The organism is Marivirga salinae (assembly GCF_030503855.1).
Taxonomy (GTDB): Bacteria; Bacteroidota; Bacteroidia; order Cytophagales; family Cyclobacteriaceae; genus Marivirga; species Marivirga salinarum.
In genome coordinates this window covers 2,660,486-2,678,172 of the sequence record NZ_CP129971.1, presented here as the reverse complement: position 1 = coordinate 2,678,172, position 17,687 = coordinate 2,660,486, and the positions used below count along the sequence as shown (strand labels likewise).

The window sequence follows — 17,687 nt, the reverse complement described above, 5'->3', positions numbered from 1 at the left end:
GAAAATGAAAACGACTAAAAACCAAAAAAGTATCTTCTATACAGAATTACTTTTTATAAAATCTGCTATTCAATACGTACAAAGTGATTATTTAGAATCAAGAAACAGCTACGAAGAGCTTTTTAATATATCAAAAGAGATCCACAATGAAGTTGGTATTGCCAGAGCACTAAATGGTAGAGGCTTAATACACTTAGGTCGTGAGCTTTTTAATGAAGCCCTAATAGAGATAAAAAAAGCATTAGTGATAAATAGAAAAATAGCCCATCAAAAGAGTATAGCTGCTAATCTTCTCAATATTGGAATTTGTTATCAAGAACTCGGGGAATGGGAAGATGCCTACACAGCTTATCACGAATCTTATAAAATCTCTATAAGGAATGATCTTGAAATATATGCATTAATGGACATGAACCGATTAGGGTCATTATTTTTAGAAAAAAATCAATTGGATTCTGCAGAATATTATCTATTAAAAGTTTATGATAGCAAGTCAAATCAGTGGGAAAAAAGCTATAACCTAAGCGGATTAACAGAATTGGAATTCAAAAAAGAGAATTATACTAAAGCTATTGAATATGGTTTAAAATCCTTCGAAATAGCTAAAGAAATCGGTGCCAAATGGGATGCTTCTGAAGTGGCATTAAAATTAAGTAAAACTTATGAAAAAATAAATTTACTCCAAAAGGCATTAGAATATCATAAAATACATAAGGCATATAGCGATAGCCTTTTGAACGAAGAAATGAATCATGAAATCAATTGGGCAGAATTACAGCAATCTAAGGCAGAAAACGAACAACTTAAAGTGCAAAAGAATTTGCTTTCGTCTGATAAAGACCGAAACCAATTGATCATTGCCTTGCTAGCCTCACTAGTATTATTTCTGGTAATTTTAGCTTTGCTATACAGAAGACATATTAGACAAAAGGAAAAATACAATCAGAATTTAGGAGCTATTAATAGGCAATTAGCGGATAAAAAATTGCAAATTGAAAAGCAGAATGAAGAATTAAAGCAAATAAACAATGCTAAAAACCGCTTATTCTCCATTCTTTCGCATGATTTAAGATCTCCTATTAATTCAGTGAAACAATTACTGGAAATTAGAGGAAGTATTTCAGAAGATGACAATGAAAAATTCATGAACAGATTAACCCAAGAAGTGGGAAATGTAAATCAGCAAATCAATAGATTGTTAAAATGGGCAAATACCCAAATGGATGGCTTCAAGACAAATCCTAAAGTAGTTCAATTAGAAAAAACGGTAGATGAAAATTTAAATTCCATAAAGTATATAGCTCAAGAAAAAGGCATTGAATTAAAGCATAATATAGCAAAAAGCTTTGTTTACATGGATCCTGAACAACTCAATATAATAATTAATAATTTGCTTAATAATTCTATCAAATTTACTCCAACAGGAGGATTTATTGAAGTTAATTACTCTCAAAATGATACTTCTATCTTTTTAAGTATAGAAGATAACGGAATTGGAATGGACCAAAATACTTTAGCCAGCTTAAAAGGAGAATTAAACGAACGATCATTCTCTAGAAAAGGAACAGCTAAGGAAATAGGCACTGGCTTAGGAATGCTTTTAGTTAAGCAGTTTTTAACATTCAATAATGCCTTTATAGAAATTGAGAGTGAAGAAGGAAAAGGAACACGCTTTATTTTAACATTCCCTAAAGCAACTGAAGGAATCTGATGATGACAACTATTATACATTATAGCTTACATTTTATTGCACCATTAGGGATTGCTTATTTGTATAGTCCTAAAAATTGGAAGAATGCCTATTTCGTTTTATTAGGCACAATGTTGGTTGATTTAGACCACCTTTTAGCAAGTCCTATATTCGATCCTGATCGATGCAGCGTTGGGTTTCACCCTCTTCACTCTTACTATGCCATTCTTATTTATTTCTTTCTACTATTCCCGAAAAGAAGCCGCCTAGTAGCCATCGGACTCCTTTTTCATATGTTTACCGATGGTTTAGATTGCTGGTTTCAGGGTACGTTTTAAAGCGATTGAAAAGGGAAAATCATAGGCAAGAAAATGGTTGCCAAAATCCAGAATAGCAAATTTAAACTCACTCCCACTTTGGTAAAATCAGTGAATTTATAACTTCCGGCCGTATACACCATAGTGTTGGTTTGATAACCAATAGGAGTCATAAAACTAGCAGAAGCAGCAAAAGTAACCGCCATTAAAAATGGAGTAGGTACTAATCCCAGTTGCGTACTTATTGCAATAGCAATGGGTGCCATCAAGGCTGCTGTAGCATTATTAGACATTAATTCAGTTAAGAAAGAAGTAACTAAATACAAACCACTTAGTACTATCACGGGTCCAAATGCTCCTAACTGATTTAAAAGTCCACTGGCTATTTTTTGATCTAACCCTGTATTACTTAAAGCCACTCCAAAGCTTAAAACTCCTGCAAGCAAGAATACAATCTTCCAGTTGATGGCTTTATACACTTCACGCATATTCAAAATATTAAGTAATACCAAAGCTACAACTCCAGCCATTACAGAAATAACAATATCTAAAACTTCGAATGTAGCCAACGCAATAACTGTTGCTAAAATACTTGTTACAATTAAGAATTGCTTTTTATTAAAATCGATCACAATATCTGACGAAAGCAAGGCAAAAGGAGCATTCTGGCTCATTTCCTTTTTGCGGAGTTCTTTCACATAGTGAGATTTTACCTCCGCTAGCAATACGTCTCCAGCTTTCAATTTGATATCATACAAATCTTCGTGCAAAACCTCTTCTCTATGACGAATAGCTAAAGGAGAAGCTCTATATCGTCTTCTAAAGTCAAGTTCTTGTAAATTTTTTCCATCAAATTCAGAATTTGAACTGATGACCATTTCTACTAAAGAAGTGCCAGTTCCTTGCAAATTATCTCCAGCCATTTTCAAAGAAGACCCCTCCAAAACCTTTGCTCTACTTTTCAGCTCTTTAATATTGGATAAATTGCAACGGACTTTTAAAATATCTCCAGAATGTAAAATAAAATCTCCTTGCGGTAAATTATAACGTGTCCCCTGTCGATTAATTTCCAGAATATCTATTTTCAAATCATTCACCAATGAACTTTGCATGATAGTTTTCCCAATAGAGTCTGTACTATCTTGTAGTTCTATTTCGGTAAGGTATTCACGCATACCAAATTTCTCTTCTAGATCTTCATCATTTTTTCGTCTTTTAGGCAAAAGCCTAGAACCTACCAACATCATATAGAGTGTACCCACCAAAACCAATATTATACCAAAAGGCATTAATTGAAACATCGAGAATCCTTCAAAACCAAAATCTTGGGCAATACCGCTTACCAACACATTAGTGGAAGTACCAATATACGTACAGGTTCCTCCGAAAATTGAAGCAAATGAAAGTGGGATTAGTAATTGTGACGGACTTTTGCCTGTACTTTTGGCAATCTGGATTACCACAGGAATAAAAACAGCCACCACTGGTGTATTATTAATAAAGGCAGAAATTAAGGCTATCAAAAGCATCATCATGACCAATCCTAACCTAAAATTCTTTTTAAAAATATCTGATAACTTATAAGCTACAAACTGCAAGGCACCAGTTTTTAAGAGGGCAGCACTCATCACAAACATAAAAGCTACGGTAATGGTGGCCGTATTGCTAAAACCCTTAATTCCTTCAACAGGACTTATCACCCCAGTTATCACCAAAGCACATATTATCACTAAGCCTATTAAGTCAACTGAAAGCTTTTCAGTTACAAATAGTATGATAGCCAATAAAATGACCGCTAAGGTCGCAATAGTTTGAAAATCCATATAGTTGGTTTACTTGCCGCAAATATAGGATGGAAAATCCACATAAATCTACTAAATCTATAGAGAATTAGAAAATAGGGAATTGAGAAGTTAGAAGTGGGAAGTAAAAAGTGTACAATAGCGCTGGATTGAGGAAAGAGAAAGGAAATAATAAGAAAATATTTTGAAACAAATCCTTAAATGATGGAAGTTAAATGTTGAAAATAGAAGTTTGAATTTGGATATTAGCGTAATATACTTTTGCCAATAATTGATATAAATTTATTAAATTGATATAAATTTTACATTTTGGACAAAATATATAAATATAATCCATTATTTCTGTGGTTTAAAAATCCTGAAACTGAGAAAAAGTTTAATCTTAGTAGCTTTAAAGAAGATTTATACGCACTTCGTTTTGTCATTATTTTAGGCACGACCCTAAGTATTATTTTCATTTTTGTAGATGTAATTCGATATAAACCTGATTTAATATCCATAATATTCCGTGGTGGAATGGCTCTTATTCTGATGATATTAGGCGGGTTGACTTTTCTTTTCAAACAGGAAAAATATCAATCCACACAATATATGGGGATATTAATAGCATTATTCGTATCCACTGTTTTCTTTTTACATTATCATTTTAATAATGATCCAGCTTTTAATATATTCTTATCAAATATATTGATGGTAATAATCTTTATTACTTCTACCATTATGGGTATGAGATTCCGATATGCACTCATGGTAAATACTATCAATTTTGTAGGCTATATTTTATATGTGGAAAATATCAAGTATTCAGCTATAGCCGAAAGACAAATATCTCAGCTTTTTGTAATTTATTTGGTGGGGATTTTAGCTTCCTACTTACTTGACAGACAAAAGATGACTTCTTTCATTAATAAAAATGAGCTGGGTTTAGAAGTACAAAAGGTAGATGAGTTGAATAAAGTCAAAAACAAACTCTTTTCTATAATTTCACATGATCTCAGAGGCCCCATTGTTTCTCTAAAAGGAATATTAAGTTTATATAAAAAGGGGGGGATTAGTGAGGAAGAATTCAAGCAATTAACTAATAATTTGGAAAATGAATTTGATAGTTCTTCCTATTTATTGGATAATCTACTTGCATGGTCAAAAACTCAATTACAGGGATTAGAAATAAAAAAGACAACTATCAATCTACATGAAGAATTATTGATCATAAAAAAGTTATTTGAGTCGCAGCTAAAAGCCAAAAAGATTGACCTCGTGATTTCGATAACAGATAATGAAAACGTTCTGGTAGATAAAGAAAGTATTCAAATTGTATTCCGAAATATTATTTCAAATGCGATTAAATTCACGCCATTTGGAGGAAAAATATCAATTTCATCAAAGATCCACAATGACGAAATGATTAAACTTGAAGTTTCTGATTCAGGTATAGGAATACCCCCCGAAAAATTGCAACAGTTGTTCGAAATCAGTAAAGACACATTAATTGGAACTTCCTCCTCTAATGGAGCAGGCATAGGCCTATTGTTGGTAAAAGAGTTTGTAGAACTTAATGATGGTCAAGTTACCGTAGATAGTATTCTTGGAAAAGGTACTTCATTCCGAATTTTGTTGCCAACTAAATAAGTTAGGGAACTTTTTCACTTAAAAATGTTTTCTAAGAAATCATTTCAAATCTATTGAGGCAAATCCATCAATTAAATTTAATTTTGCAATATGATATTAGTAGGCAATGCAGTCATCACCGATGACATTAAGGATAAAAATTTTGTTTGTAACATTGAAAAATGCAAAGGCGCATGTTGTGTGGAAGGCGATTTGGGTGCTCCATTAACAGATGAGGAACTGCCCATCATGAAGGAAATTTATCCAAAAGTGAAGCCTTATTTATCAGCAGAAGGCATAAAAGCCATAGAGGAACAAGGAGAATACATTGAAGATTGGGAAGGCGATTATAGCACCACCACCATCAATGAAAAAGAATGCGCCTATGCTATATACGATGATAAAGGAATTTTAAAATGTGGTATTGAACAAGCCCATAATGACGGGAAAATTGATTTCTTAAAACCTATTTCTTGCCATTTATACCCAATTAGAATTACAAAATATGATGAATACGATGCCTTAAATTACGATAGATGGGAAATTTGTAATCCTGCTTGTGATTTTGGTGAAAAACTGGGTGTTCCTTTATATAAATTCTTGAAAGATGCCTTGATAAGAAATTATAGTAAAGAATGGTATGAAGAGTTAGTAAAGGAAATTGAACCTGGCAATTCAGAAAGCTAAGCATTCAGATTCGGGATGGTAACCGTAAAAGTAGTACCTTTTTCAATTTCTGACTCTACTTTTATTTCTCCATTCACCTTTTGAATGGTTTCTTTAACAATATACAAACCAATACCAGTGCCTTTGCTATTGTTAGAAGCTCTAAAGAACATATCAAATATCTTCTCAAGATATTGATTTTCAATTCCTAATCCATTATCTAAAATTTTTATCACAGATTTTTCTTTATCCGTTTTAATAGAAATTTTAACATAAGGATTATCAATATACGGATTGAAATATCGAATTGAATTGGAAATTAGGTTATTGAATATAACTTTCAATCTTCTTTTATCAGAATAAAAATCTACATCCGAATCAATTTCAATCTGCTTTTCGATTTTATCATAATTCTGTAAATATTGATAATTTTCGAGTGTATCCTTCACTATTTGTTGAAAATCTATAGGTTCTGACTTTACGTCTTGTCTTGAATTTCTTGAAAGATCTACTATATCTTTTATAAAATCATCGAGCTTATTTATGCTTTGATCCACTAAATCCAAATAATTGGCAAGTTGTTCTTTATCATTTTCATTCTTAGCTAAATTGATCAAGCCTTTGATAGAGCTAAGTGGAGCTTTCAGATCATGGGATGCGCTATAGACAAAGCTATCCAACTCAGTATTCAATTTCTTTAATTCCCTATTTTGCTTTTTTAATTTTTCCTGTGCGCTTTTAATTGCGGTGACATCGCGTATTGCCCCATCAAAATAGGTGGCGGCTCCCTCCTCTTCTTCACTGACCATACTACTAATCAATCCAGTAAAAGTCTCTCCATTTTTCTTTCGAAACTGGACTTCCACATTAGTCACTTCTTTCTTTTTGATAAGTAAATTCCCCAAGCGTTCTCTGTCATCTGGATTTGCATATAGGCTGTTCAATTTAGCATGATGATATAGTTCATCTTTAGATTCAAAACCAAACATTTTAACAAAAGCCTCATTTACGAAAATCAAGCCTTTATCATGGGTACTTCTATAAATCGCTTCAGAAATATTCTTATTTACTGATGCAATGATTCTTTCGTTATTCTTAATTCTCTCTTTGGCTTCAAAATTTTGAGTGATGTCATCAGTAATGCAAACAATTCCGTTTATATATTTATTTACTAAAACAGGAAAGATTTTAGAGTCTACTACTTTAATAACTATTCCATTCTCCCTATAAAAATCTCTATATCTTTCTTCCTTACCGTTCAGCGCTAAATCAATACGCTTAATTGTATTGTCATATTGGGAAGCTAATTCACTTTGCTCCAACAGATTCATTCCTACCTCGGGAGAAATTCCATAATGACTTTTTACATGTTGATGAAACTTATTATTAAATGCCAAAATATTATACTCAGCATCCACCATCCAAACAATGGATTCAAGATTATCAAAAATAGCCCTTAAAGTAGCTTCCTGATGCAAAACTTCACCAACTTGAAATTGGAGCTTATCATAAAACTCATCTCTCAAGTCATCAAGCTCCTGATTTAACGCCTTAAAATCAGTGATAATCGTATTTAACAAGCCGTGCACTGGAATTAAATTTCCTACGTTTTCTTCTTTTATTAAATTAGTATCCTTTCCCTTCCAGCTTAAATTATTTAAAATATCAATTAATTGATTTTCGTCTTTTTTCACATCCTCATTCTGCACATTAACCTTTGCTTTCAGTTCCTTAATCTCCTTTATCAGTTCCTGACGTGAAAGAGAATTTAAATAATCATCAGAGGATGGATCAGGCTTTTTACTATTTATTGCATAATCAATAGCTAATTTAGGCTTACTTACTTTCTCAACACCTATTAAATGCTCTGGTTTATGAATCTCATACAAGTCTATGATTACTTTGCCAATACCATCATAAATAAATAAAAATTTAGACCAATATTTTCTGAAGGATAAATCAAAAAAATGTATTTCCTCTCTGGCTGAGGCAGGAATACTCTCCAAATGAGAAGTATCCATTATAAAAGTTAATTTTTGCTCCTGATTTAATTGTGCTGCTTCTTGTAGATTCTTAAAAAAGAATTGAGATTTTTTACCATTTACTTGGCCGATCGTAATAGCATAAAGAATACAGTTTTCTATTAATATATAATGACAATTAAAATTATTGAAATCAACGATATTCAAACTATCCAAAAGCTCATAATTAAGATTTTGGTTGTCTAATAGAGTAGTTATTTCTTCTAAATATGCTGTATTCAATTCAATAATGAATTATAAGGTTTTGTATAATTTTACACAACCTAAAAATATACAAAATTACAATCAGAAAATTGACTGAACACTTCAATTATAGTTAATGTAGTATATAATGAAAATTAAATAAAAAATAAGTTAAATTTTAAATACGAATTATTCTAAATTAAATAAAAATACAAAAAAAAAGCCCGAATTAAATTAATAATTCAGGCTTTTATACACTTTAAGTCTTTAAATTACCTTTGAAAACCTCTTAATTTAATCTCTGTTAACTTTCTTTTTGTGTCCATTGGAAAGTCACCTTTCATCATCCAGTCATAATAGCCAGATTCTCTTTTCAAAACATCTTCAACGGCTTGTCCTTTGTGTTTTCCAAAATTGAATACCTCAATCCCATCATCATTAAAAACAAATCTACCCGCTAAATCTACCATATTATCATTGGTGATTTGATGTAAGATTTCTACATCATTTTCAATTGTGCCTATCACCTTACCCTTTAAGTCCTTTAAACTTTCACCTTCATATCTTTTGATCTGAGCATCCAATACCTCAAGAGTTGCTAATGTATCAGCTTCAGCTGAATGAGCATCAACTAAATCTTTATCACAATAAAATTTATAAGCTGCTGTTAAAGTTCTCTTTTCCATCATATGGAAAATCTTTTGGGCATCTAACAATTTTCTCTTAGAGATGTCGAAATCAACATCTGCTCTTAGAAATTCTTCTACCAATACAGGTACATCAAATTTAAGGATGTTGAAACCTGCTAAGTCGCATCCATGCAAAAAGGCAGACAGCTCCTTTGCTAGCGATTTGAATGCTGGCTTATCTTTTACATCTTTATCATAAATTCCGTGAATCAAACTGGTTTCAATGGGAATGGGTCTTTCTGGATTTACCCTTTCAGTATTCTTAATGACTTCTCCATCAGGCATTACTTTCACGAAAGAATATTCTACTATCCTATCACTTACAACATTGGTTCCAGTTGTTTCCAGGTCAAAAATGACTAATGGATTTTTGAGTTTTAAAAACATATATTATTTAACTAAATTTTGAGCGGTTTCATTAAGGTTTAAGTTTCCAAAATGACCTGAACTTAAAAATGCAAAGGTAGATACCTTTCCTTTTTGTCCTTCCAATGCGTTTTTTAATTCATTTTCATCATCAAAAAACTGCAAATCAGATTTATTGAAAGCTTTTTTAAGATCATCTTCACTATATTGATCACCCTTTTCTATTTTAAGATTATCAGGGTTGATATATAAAAATGCTAGGTCAGCATACTTTAAAGTATCCTTATATTCATTTAAAAATTCACGATCTAAACTGCTAAAAGTGTGTAATTCATAAGCCACACAAATTTTACCATGTTTGAATTGATGATGCAATGCATTGACGGTAGCTTTTAGCTTAGATGGCGCGTGGGCATAATCTTTATAAACCCTTACATCATTATTTTCCGCCAATAATTCCAATCTGTTTTTAGCTCCTTTAAATGAGGTGATTGCTGCATAGAACTTATCCGCAGGAACTCCCAAAAGATCACATACTTCTTGAGCTGCTTTAATATTTTGTAGGTTATGCTTCCCAAAAACGTTGATTTTTACATTTCCATGATCTTTGGTTTTCAGATAAGTTTTGCCATCCTTAATTTCAGCCTCATGGGCAGAATAAGCAATTTTACGCACATCTTCACGTTCTTTAGCTCCTACAATGTTAGCAAGATTATCTTCTTCGCAATAAATTAATGATCCCGCTTTAGGTGTTTTGTCTGCAAACAAATCAAACTGTTTGGTATAATCCTCAAAAGTGGGGAACACATTTTTATGATCCCATTTGATTCCTGAAATCACCCCAATATGATGGTCATATTTCAAAAACTTAGGTTGAGGATCTAATTTTGAGGCTAAATATTCATCTCCTTCAATGATGATGATAGCAGCATCTGATATTTGAACTGTTAAATCAAAGCCTTCAATTTCAGCCCCCACTAAATAATCAAATGTTTTACCAGCAGATTTTAAGACATGCATGATCATGGTCGTGATGGAGCTTTTTCCATGGCTTCCTCCTACTACGATTCTTTGTTTATTGGCAGACACTTCTCTGATAAATTCAGGAAAGGAAAAAATTCGCAAGCCTAATTCTTGTGCTTTTTTCAATTCAGGATTATCTTCCTTGGCGTGCATGCCTAAAATGACTGCATCCAACTCTTTATGAAGCTGATCAGGATTCCATCCTACAGAAGCATTTAATCCAGCTGCTTTTAATTTTCCTGCTGCAGGCTCATATATTTCATCATCCGAACCTGAAACTTTAATATTTCTTTTGTGAAGGGCTAAAGCGAGATTATGCATCACGCTGCCGCCTATTGCTATAAAATGTACTTGTTTAATATGATTTAAATCCATTGAGTTTGTATTAGATTATCCAAAAATAGAATAAAGTTTATGCTGTGGCAAATTATCTTAAGTTTTTAGATGTTGATAAGCTGTGGATAAGTTGTCGGAAACTTGGTCGGTTTTCGCTAAAGATAAAGAAAATAATAATTTAGATTTGTTAGCTTTTGAAAATCACAAATTAAGTAGGGGAACAAATGGAGTCAAAAAAATCATCCGCATTGAGAATTGGTCAAAAAAACAAAAAGCTTGATATAAGCGATAACATGGGGAAAATGCCCCCTCAGGCGGTAGAATTAGAAGAGGTTGTGTTGGGTGCATTAATGCTAGAAAAAGATGCTTTGACCAATGTTATTGACATCTTAAAACCTGAAAGTTTCTACCGAGAAGCCCACGAAGAAATTTATAAAGCCATTGTTCAACTTTTCAACAATTCGGAACCCGTTGACTTGATGACAGTTACGAATCAGTTAAGAAAAAATGGAAAATTAGACCTAATAGGTGGAGCTTATTATATTACATCCCTTACTTCTAGAGTAAACTCAGCCGCCAATATTGAGTATCATGCTCGTATAATTGCTGAACAGGCCATCAAAAGGCAACTCATTAAAATATCCCGCGAAATTCAGCAAGATGCTTATGAAGATACCACTGATGTTTTCGATTTGTTAGATAAAACCGAGCAAGAATTATTTGATGTAACCAACTCCAACATCAAAAAGAATTATGCGGATATGTCTTCCTTAATGAAGCAAGCATTTGTGGAATTAGAGGAAAGAAGGAATCATACCGATGGTTTAACCGGTGTACCTACAGGTTTCTCAGCATTAGATCGAGTAACTTCCGGATGGCAAAAATCTGATATGGTGATTATAGCCGCTAGGCCGGGTATGGGGAAAACAGCCTTTATAGTTTCCGCACTAAGAAATGCTGCTGTGGACTTTAAACAGCCTGTAGCCATCTTCTCTTTGGAGATGTCATCCGTGCAGTTAGTTAACAGATTGATTTCATCTGAAGCGGAACTAGATTCGGAAAAAATCAAAAAGGGAGATTTAAAAGATTACGAATGGCAGCAGTTGGTGCATAAAACGGCCGCTTTAACAGAAGCCCCGATTTTTATAGATGATACCCCTGCCCTATCCATTTTGGAATTGAGAGCAAAATGTAGAAGACTGAAACAGCAACATGATATTCAACTGATTGTAATTGACTACTTACAATTGATGTCAGGCGATACTTCTAAATCGGGTGGTGCAGGAGGAAACCGAGAGCAGGAAATTGCTTCGATTTCTCGATCTTTAAAAAATATAGCGAAAGAGCTAAATGTACCTGTTATTGCACTTTCACAGTTAAGTCGTGCGGTTGAAACCCGTGGTGGAGATAAAAGGCCACAACTATCAGATTTGAGGGAATCAGGATCAATCGAGCAGGATGCCGATATGGTAATGTTCTTGTACAGACCAGAATATTATGGCATAACAGAAGATGAAAATGGAATGTCCACTACAAATGTTGGGGAGGTAATTATAGCCAAACATAGAAATGGTTCATTGGATACAGTTCCATTGAAATTTATTGGTCGATTCACTAAATTTTCAGATCTTGATGCACCAGGAAGTGATAGTGGCGTTCCGGGCTATGGCACTACATTTCCATCACAAGCAGGAGTACCTTCTGATTTTGATGCGCCTAGTGCCGTTACTTTACCTAGCAAAGCAACAGGAAAGGATAATCCTCAGGATTCAGATGAAGCTCCTTTTTGATTCTAATTTAACCTTATTAACGAAGTTCTTAAAAGAAATGAAAGCTGTTGAATTTGTATTACATGATGAAATTTTTCAGCTGCTATATAAACAAAACTTGTACGCAGTCGTCCTTGACGATTAATAGGTCTTGCAGAGACGCAAAGTTTTCGCAAAGGAAAATTTTTATCCTCATTACTGAAGTTAAATTAAAAAAATGTAAATACTTAAAATGACCTGACAGGTTTATTAAAAGTTAATTAGCTAGTAATAGCAGATATCTAACCAAAAACAATAAAAATGAAGGCACTGATTATAGCAGATAATAATCAATTAGAATTTATAAATAAGGAGACTCCAAAACCCAAAGACCATGAAGTTTTGGTAAAAATTAATGCAGTAGCCCTAAACCACCGAGACCAATTCATAAGAGAAGGAAAATATCCTGGAATTAGACATGGAACCATTTTAGGTTCAGATGCCTGCGGTATTGTTATAGAAACTGGGGCGCAAGTGGATTCTGTTTGGAAGGATAAAGAAGTCCTCATCAATCCCAATATAGATTGGGGCGATGATCCTAAAGTTCAGTCAACCAACTATCATATATTAGGAACGCCTTCTGACGGATTGTTTTGCGAATATGTGACCATAGAGGCTAACAAAATTGCCGAAAAACCTGCTCATTTAAGTTCCGAAGCTGGGGCTGCCCTCCCATTAGGTGGAATGACTGCCTATAGAGCCTTATTTCATCATGGAAACTGTGAAAAAGCTGAAAATGTATTGATTTCAGGCGTTGGAGGTGGTGTGGCGCAATTTGCCTTTCAATTTGCCTTAGCCAAGGGTGCCAATGTTTATGTTACCTCTAGCGATGAAACAAAAAGAACCAAGTCCATTGAATTGGGAGCAAAAGATGCTTTTAATTATAAAAATGAAGATTGGGTTAAACAGGCAAAAGAAGTATCGGGTGGTTTTGATCTGGTGATCGATAGTGCTGGAGGAGACGGTATCAATGACCTTATCAAACTAATGAAACCGGCAGGAAGAATTGTTTTTTATGGTGCTACACAAGGCAAACCTCAAAATCTGGACGTGCACCGCATGTTTTGGAACCAAATCACCCTTCAAGGTAGCACCATGGCCAATGATGATGAATTTAAAGCCATGATTGCCTATGTAAAGAAAAACAGAATTGAGCCCATTATAGATTCTGTTCGCCCTTTTGATGAAATTGTGGATGCATTTGATAAAATGAAGGATGGGAAACAGTTTGGGAAGTTGGTGGCTAGGGTTTAGGGGAAGACTTGATTAGGGGTGTTGGGTGAAGGATGATAGATAAAGGGTATTGGTGAATATCTCCGAATATAGTTCAAGAACCCAACTGAAATGAGGAAAAAAAACAGAGCATATAAAAGAGTCATTTCTAGTTTTCCATATGCTGCTGCCATGTAATTAAAATGTATTTTCTGGTTCCTTTAGCATCCGTGAAAGATAAAAAGCCATATTCATAGCAAAAGAGATAGACCTCCCCTTTCTTGCTCTTCCAATAGTGTGTGAAATTGTTAGGATTAAAACCATGACTATTTAATACTTCTTCCCTAACCGTAGCTTTTCCAGCACGGTTGTAATTTTTCAATATTCTTCTGTTGAGCTTAAGCTGTTTATCTATTTTCTTAAATAGACTGCTCTGCTTTTCTTTACGTCTCTCGTAATGAAAGTTCGACTTACAATAAGTACTACAAAACTTCTTTCCTTCTCTCCCAATTACTTCTTCACCACAATTTGGACAAGCCTTCATAACCGTAGATTTAAACGTTTAATAAACGTTTAAATCTACGGTTATGTTTTTTACTGACGAAATTTTTAGCGGTGTTTGTAAAAAAAAAGGCTATGAAAAATCTTGATAAGATGATCAGCTTACGTCATTTGGAGATTGAGGGCAAGCGAATGATTGGTATAAAATTTTATCCAGACAAAGTATTGCAGGCTTTAGTAAAAACTCTCCCCTTTCCTAAATGGCATAAAAAGTCACAGATGGTTTGTATTGAAAATACCAAAGAGAATTATTATATGCTTTTGGAAAAATTTAAAGGAATCGCCTGGATCGATTTCCGTTATTTCTCCAAAAAAGGCTGGCAAGGCAGCGATGACCCGACCTTAATTATAAAAGCCTATAAAAAGCGAGTACTACCTTCTGGTGCCAAACGCTGCCCTGAAAATTTTCTAAACGAACTAAATCAAAGGAGATATGCCTGCAGTACGGTCAGAAGTTACATAGGCTGCTTTGAACGCTTCATCAACCATTACAATAAGAAAAAGCTAACTGAATTAGGAGAAGAAGAGATAAAAACGTTCATTCAAAATTTGATCAATCAAAAGTATAGTGATAGTAGCGTGAATATGCACATCAATGCCATTAAATTCTATTACGAAGTAGTAGAGAAGATGCCAAACCGGTTTTACGATTTTGCCAGACCTGCAAAGGAGGACCGCCTTCCAGAAGTATTAAGCAAGCAGGAGGTTATAAATATGATCGGTAAATGTTATAATTTAAAGCATAAATGTATAGTAAGCCTACTATACTCCGCTGGGTTACGAAGGAGTGAGTTATTAAATTTGAAAATTACGGATATTGATAGCGGAAGAATGTCTATTTTGATTAGGCAATCAAAAGGGAAAAAGGATCGAATATCAATATTAGGAAATAGCGTATTAAAAGACCTAAGAGCCTATTTTCAATCATACAGACCTAAAGTATTTTTGTTTGAAGGTGCTCAAGGCCAGCAATATTCTAGTACTAGTGTTTCAAAGATTGTAAAAAAAGCCGCTATGCGATCAGCAATAAAAAAGCACGTAACACCTCATATGCTACGCCATAGCTTTGCGACTCATTTACTGGAGGCAGGTACTGATTTACGCTACATTCAGTCTCTATTAGGCCATAATAGTAGCAATACAACAGAGATTTACACACATGTTGCAGTAAATGCTTTTAAAAACATTACAAATCCATTAGATTGCCTGACATAAGGTATATATAGTCACCGGGGGGTGACTATATTCACTTGTTGTGTGGCATAAAATAAAACAAAATGGATAGATTATTAAAAACAGGTGGACTTCAAACATTTCTAATATTATTCTCACCTTTTCTCTTTATTGTAATTCTAATGTTTGGAATGACTGGTTCTGGGATTTTTAATAATAACCTATTCATGTTTGCTGGATTTTTTTACGTTTATCCTCAGATGTTCATTTTAACATATTGGCCTTATTATGTTTCTAATAAGATAAACGACCAACTGGACGAAAAAGAAAACTTAAAAGGATTAAACACCAGATTTAAGATAGCTAAGATTATTATAATAGGTTGCCTAATTGCTGGACTTGTAAATATAGTAGCAATGTATTCCGGAGCATCAGAATCAATAATGCAAGCACTGATGATAGTTTCACTCCCTTTTAATATTGGACAAATATTCATATTGATTAATCTGTTAATAGGGTTCTATACCTTATCTAAAATGATTGAATTAAAAATATCTGGCACAAATAGTTCAGGTAACACATTTGTATTATTCTTCTTCATGCCGTTTACAATAGGTATAATTCAAAGGAAAATACGAACCATTTTTGATGAAAATTATAAAACGACCACACAACAAGGTGTATGATGCATACCCTTCGGGATACGCACCATACACAGAACGTTATGGAGCATAGTTTTTAGCTAAGTCCTTGTACCCAAGCTAACGAAAGCATCCAGAAATTAAGAACATGTATCAAAACAAGAATAATTTCAAATTTCTCATTTTAAGAAATTTAGTCAACATTAAACTAGAATTCAAAGAGTAACTATGAGACAAATAACAGGAATATTTTGGGGTTTGACTTTACTTATTTTCACTTCTTGCGGACAAGACCAAGTAAAAACACCTGAGAACGCACTGACAGAATTTGAAGAGTTTAAACTTAAGGAGAAGTTTATAGAAGACAATAGATTAAATTATCCAGGAATTGCGGATCCGAAACTAAAACCTATCTTAACAAAAAAAATTAATCTTTCAGCAAACGACTTTAAGAAACTTGCTGACAAAGGAACTGCAACAGAAAAACAATATCAGGATGCTATTAAAAAAGGACTTGATCGTTTTGCTGAAATTTACCTTGAAATCGATACAGAAGATAGAGAAAGAGTCTGTATTTATTATGAAGAATTAATGAATATTGTTCGGCTTGAAAGTTCAGACGGACATTTGAATAATTTTATGTATGGCTTTGACCCAACAACCAAATAAAAGACTGAAAAAAATCGGAGATAATCTAGCCAAAGTTTTTTTCTTCATATTCGGTATATGTTTGATTTCTTTGTTTCTATATCTTCATAACTCTCAAGAAGTAATAGAATATTTAAATAAGATCAGCAATAATAACCCAACCGCAGGACTTAGATTAACTGTGTTTTATGGAATAGTGAAATTACTTTCAATCATTGCAGGAAGCGTGATCATTATTGGTGTGACATATAATCTTATAAAGGGCTTGAGAAAGAACAGTAAAGCTCCATAACACTACATATAGCTTATGGCGGGTGAAGCGGTAAAGGAAAATTTTGTACATTTAACTAAGTATGGTGCGGACAGACAAGAAAGCACTTCGAAAACCGCCACTAAGCCATATGCTTAACGTTGTGCCTCATTAGAAAGCCCACCAGGTCAAATACACTTAGGGTTTTATGCCATCGTACAAAGCCAAAATGAATAACAATTGTAATTGCTTACATAACCTAAATGTCAAAATAATTCCATATAGTTGATAGTAAAATCGCATAACATTTTTATATTTGCTAATAATGAATCAAATATAGATTTCGAATGACAAGCTTTGGCAACTTTATAAAAAAAGAGAGAGAATTGCGAGATTGGACGCAAACAGATTTTGGAGCAAAAATTGGAGTTAATTCAAGTGCAGTAAGTCGCATTGAAAACGGTACACAAACTTTTAGTAAAAATAAACTGGAACTTTTAGCTCAACTATTTCAACTCGAAATACAAAAAGTCATTGACTTATACTTTGCTGATAAATTCGCAAGAGAAGCAAACAAGTACAAATGTTCAGAAACTATTTTTACTGCTGCTGAAAAGACATCAAATTATTTGAAAATTAAAAAATCCAAACAAGGTGAATTCAAATTTTAAT

The 17,687-nt window shown here is 33.4% G+C and carries 15 protein-coding genes; 10 read left to right on the top strand and 5 right to left on the bottom strand.

The window, feature by feature from the left end; all coding sequences use genetic code 11:
* Nucleotides 1–4: 4 nt before the first annotated feature.
* Both QYS49_RS11310 and QYS49_RS11305 read left to right on the top strand, forming a co-directional pair.
* Nucleotides 5–1,711: a tetratricopeptide repeat-containing sensor histidine kinase gene (locus QYS49_RS11310; protein WP_308347345.1), complete on the top strand. Its 1,707-nt coding sequence runs from the start codon at nucleotides 5–7 to the stop codon at nucleotides 1,709–1,711.
* 2 nt (nucleotides 1,712–1,713) lie between these two features.
* Nucleotides 1,714–2,028: a DUF6122 family protein gene (locus QYS49_RS11305; protein WP_308347344.1), complete on the top strand. Its 315-nt coding sequence runs from the start codon at nucleotides 1,714–1,716 to the stop codon at nucleotides 2,026–2,028.
* On the opposite strand, the gene QYS49_RS11300 is transcribed toward QYS49_RS11305, so the two are convergent.
* Nucleotides 2,025–3,830 (bottom strand): sodium:proton antiporter, encoded by a 1,806-nt coding sequence (locus QYS49_RS11300; protein WP_308347343.1) that lies wholly within the window; start codon nucleotides 3,828–3,830, stop codon nucleotides 2,025–2,027. The two genes, QYS49_RS11305 and QYS49_RS11300, sit on opposite strands and share 4 nt — an antisense overlap.
* Before the next feature lie 288 nt (nucleotides 3,831–4,118).
* Here QYS49_RS11300 and QYS49_RS11295 point away from each other — a divergent pair, with 288 nt between their 5' ends.
* Entirely contained in the window at nucleotides 4,119–5,438 is a 1,320-nt protein-coding gene (locus QYS49_RS11295) for a sensor histidine kinase (RefSeq protein ID WP_308347342.1), read from the top strand.
* 90 nt (nucleotides 5,439–5,528) lie between these two features.
* Complete coding sequence (locus QYS49_RS11290; RefSeq protein ID WP_308347341.1) at nucleotides 5,529–6,104, top strand: DUF3109 family protein; 576 nt, start codon at nucleotides 5,529–5,531, stop codon at nucleotides 6,102–6,104.
* Here QYS49_RS11290 and QYS49_RS11285 read toward each other — a convergent pair.
* The 3 genes from QYS49_RS11285 to QYS49_RS11275 form a co-directional block, all read right to left on the bottom strand.
* Nucleotides 6,101–8,347, bottom strand: a complete 2,247-nt coding sequence (locus QYS49_RS11285) for a sensor histidine kinase (protein WP_308347340.1) — start codon at nucleotides 8,345–8,347, stop codon at nucleotides 6,101–6,103. The two genes, QYS49_RS11290 and QYS49_RS11285, sit on opposite strands and share 4 nt — an antisense overlap.
* A 233-nt stretch (nucleotides 8,348–8,580) precedes the next feature.
* A complete protein-coding gene (locus QYS49_RS11280; protein WP_308347339.1) occupies nucleotides 8,581–9,384 on the bottom strand; it encodes an exonuclease domain-containing protein in 804 nt (267 codons plus the stop codon).
* 3 nt (nucleotides 9,385–9,387) lie between these two features.
* On the bottom strand, nucleotides 9,388–10,761 hold the full coding sequence (locus QYS49_RS11275) for a UDP-N-acetylmuramate--L-alanine ligase (RefSeq protein ID WP_308347338.1): 1,374 nt from the start codon (nucleotides 10,759–10,761) through the stop codon (nucleotides 9,388–9,390).
* 185 nt (nucleotides 10,762–10,946) lie between these two features.
* On the opposite strand from QYS49_RS11275, the gene dnaB reads away from it, so the two are divergent.
* Nucleotides 10,947–12,512 carry a replicative DNA helicase gene (gene dnaB / locus QYS49_RS11270; protein ID WP_308347337.1) on the top strand — a complete coding sequence of 522 codons (1,566 nt, stop codon included), beginning with the start codon at nucleotides 10,947–10,949 and terminating at the stop codon, nucleotides 12,510–12,512.
* Nucleotides 12,513–12,791: 279 nt separating this feature from the next.
* Nucleotides 12,792–13,784 (top strand): quinone oxidoreductase family protein, encoded by a 993-nt coding sequence (locus QYS49_RS11265; protein WP_308347336.1) that lies wholly within the window; start codon nucleotides 12,792–12,794, stop codon nucleotides 13,782–13,784.
* Nucleotides 13,785–13,911: 127 nt separating this feature from the next.
* Here QYS49_RS11265 and QYS49_RS11260 read toward each other — a convergent pair whose 3' ends face one another.
* On the bottom strand, nucleotides 13,912–14,286 hold the full coding sequence (locus QYS49_RS11260; protein WP_308347335.1) for a hypothetical protein: 375 nt from the start codon (nucleotides 14,284–14,286) through the stop codon (nucleotides 13,912–13,914).
* A gap of 92 nt (nucleotides 14,287–14,378) precedes the next feature.
* Here QYS49_RS11260 and QYS49_RS11255 point away from each other — a divergent pair, with 92 nt between their 5' ends.
* The 4 genes from QYS49_RS11255 to QYS49_RS11240 all read left to right on the top strand — a co-directional run bounded on the left by QYS49_RS11255 (nucleotide 14,379) and on the right by QYS49_RS11240 (nucleotide 17,686).
* Complete coding sequence (locus tag QYS49_RS11255) at nucleotides 14,379–15,518, top strand: tyrosine-type recombinase/integrase (RefSeq protein WP_308347334.1); 1,140 nt, start codon at nucleotides 14,379–14,381, stop codon at nucleotides 15,516–15,518.
* A gap of 62 nt (nucleotides 15,519–15,580) precedes the next feature.
* Nucleotides 15,581–16,162, top strand: a complete 582-nt coding sequence (locus QYS49_RS11250) for a hypothetical protein (RefSeq protein ID WP_308347333.1) — start codon at nucleotides 15,581–15,583, stop codon at nucleotides 16,160–16,162.
* A 183-nt stretch (nucleotides 16,163–16,345) separates the two neighbouring features.
* The gene (locus QYS49_RS11245; RefSeq protein WP_308347332.1) at nucleotides 16,346–16,786 is read left to right on the top strand and encodes a DUF4844 domain-containing protein; all 441 of its coding nucleotides are present in this window, start codon (nucleotides 16,346–16,348) and stop codon (nucleotides 16,784–16,786) included.
* Between the two features lie 576 nt (nucleotides 16,787–17,362).
* Nucleotides 17,363–17,686 carry a helix-turn-helix domain-containing protein gene (locus QYS49_RS11240; protein WP_308347331.1) on the top strand — a complete coding sequence of 108 codons (324 nt, stop codon included), beginning with the start codon at nucleotides 17,363–17,365 and terminating at the stop codon, nucleotides 17,684–17,686.
* Nucleotide 17,687 lies beyond the last annotated feature (1 nt).

Coding starts and splice junctions, on each gene's coding strand:
- QYS49_RS11265 (WP_308347336.1), top strand. CDS start 12,792: ATGAAGGCACTGATTATAGCAGATAATAATCAATTAGAATTTATAAAT.
- QYS49_RS11260 (WP_308347335.1), bottom strand. CDS start 14,286: ATGAAGGCTTGTCCAAATTGTGGTGAAGAAGTAATTGGGAGAGAAGGA.
- QYS49_RS11250 (WP_308347333.1), top strand. CDS start 15,581: ATGGATAGATTATTAAAAACAGGTGGACTTCAAACATTTCTAATATTA.
- QYS49_RS11240 (WP_308347331.1), top strand. CDS start 17,363: ATGACAAGCTTTGGCAACTTTATAAAAAAAGAGAGAGAATTGCGAGAT.
- dnaB (WP_308347337.1), top strand. CDS start 10,947: ATGGAGTCAAAAAAATCATCCGCATTGAGAATTGGTCAAAAAAACAAA.
- QYS49_RS11245 (WP_308347332.1), top strand. CDS start 16,346: ATGAGACAAATAACAGGAATATTTTGGGGTTTGACTTTACTTATTTTC.
- QYS49_RS11300 (WP_308347343.1), bottom strand. CDS start 3,830: ATGGATTTTCAAACTATTGCGACCTTAGCGGTCATTTTATTGGCTATC.
- QYS49_RS11275 (WP_308347338.1), bottom strand. CDS start 10,761: ATGGATTTAAATCATATTAAACAAGTACATTTTATAGCAATAGGCGGC.
- QYS49_RS11310 (WP_308347345.1), top strand. CDS start 5: ATGAAAACGACTAAAAACCAAAAAAGTATCTTCTATACAGAATTACTT.
- QYS49_RS11280 (WP_308347339.1), bottom strand. CDS start 9,384: ATGTTTTTAAAACTCAAAAATCCATTAGTCATTTTTGACCTGGAAACA.
- QYS49_RS11255 (WP_308347334.1), top strand. CDS start 14,379: ATGAAAAATCTTGATAAGATGATCAGCTTACGTCATTTGGAGATTGAG.
- QYS49_RS11290 (WP_308347341.1), top strand. CDS start 5,529: ATGATATTAGTAGGCAATGCAGTCATCACCGATGACATTAAGGATAAA.
- QYS49_RS11305 (WP_308347344.1), top strand. CDS start 1,714: ATGACAACTATTATACATTATAGCTTACATTTTATTGCACCATTAGGG.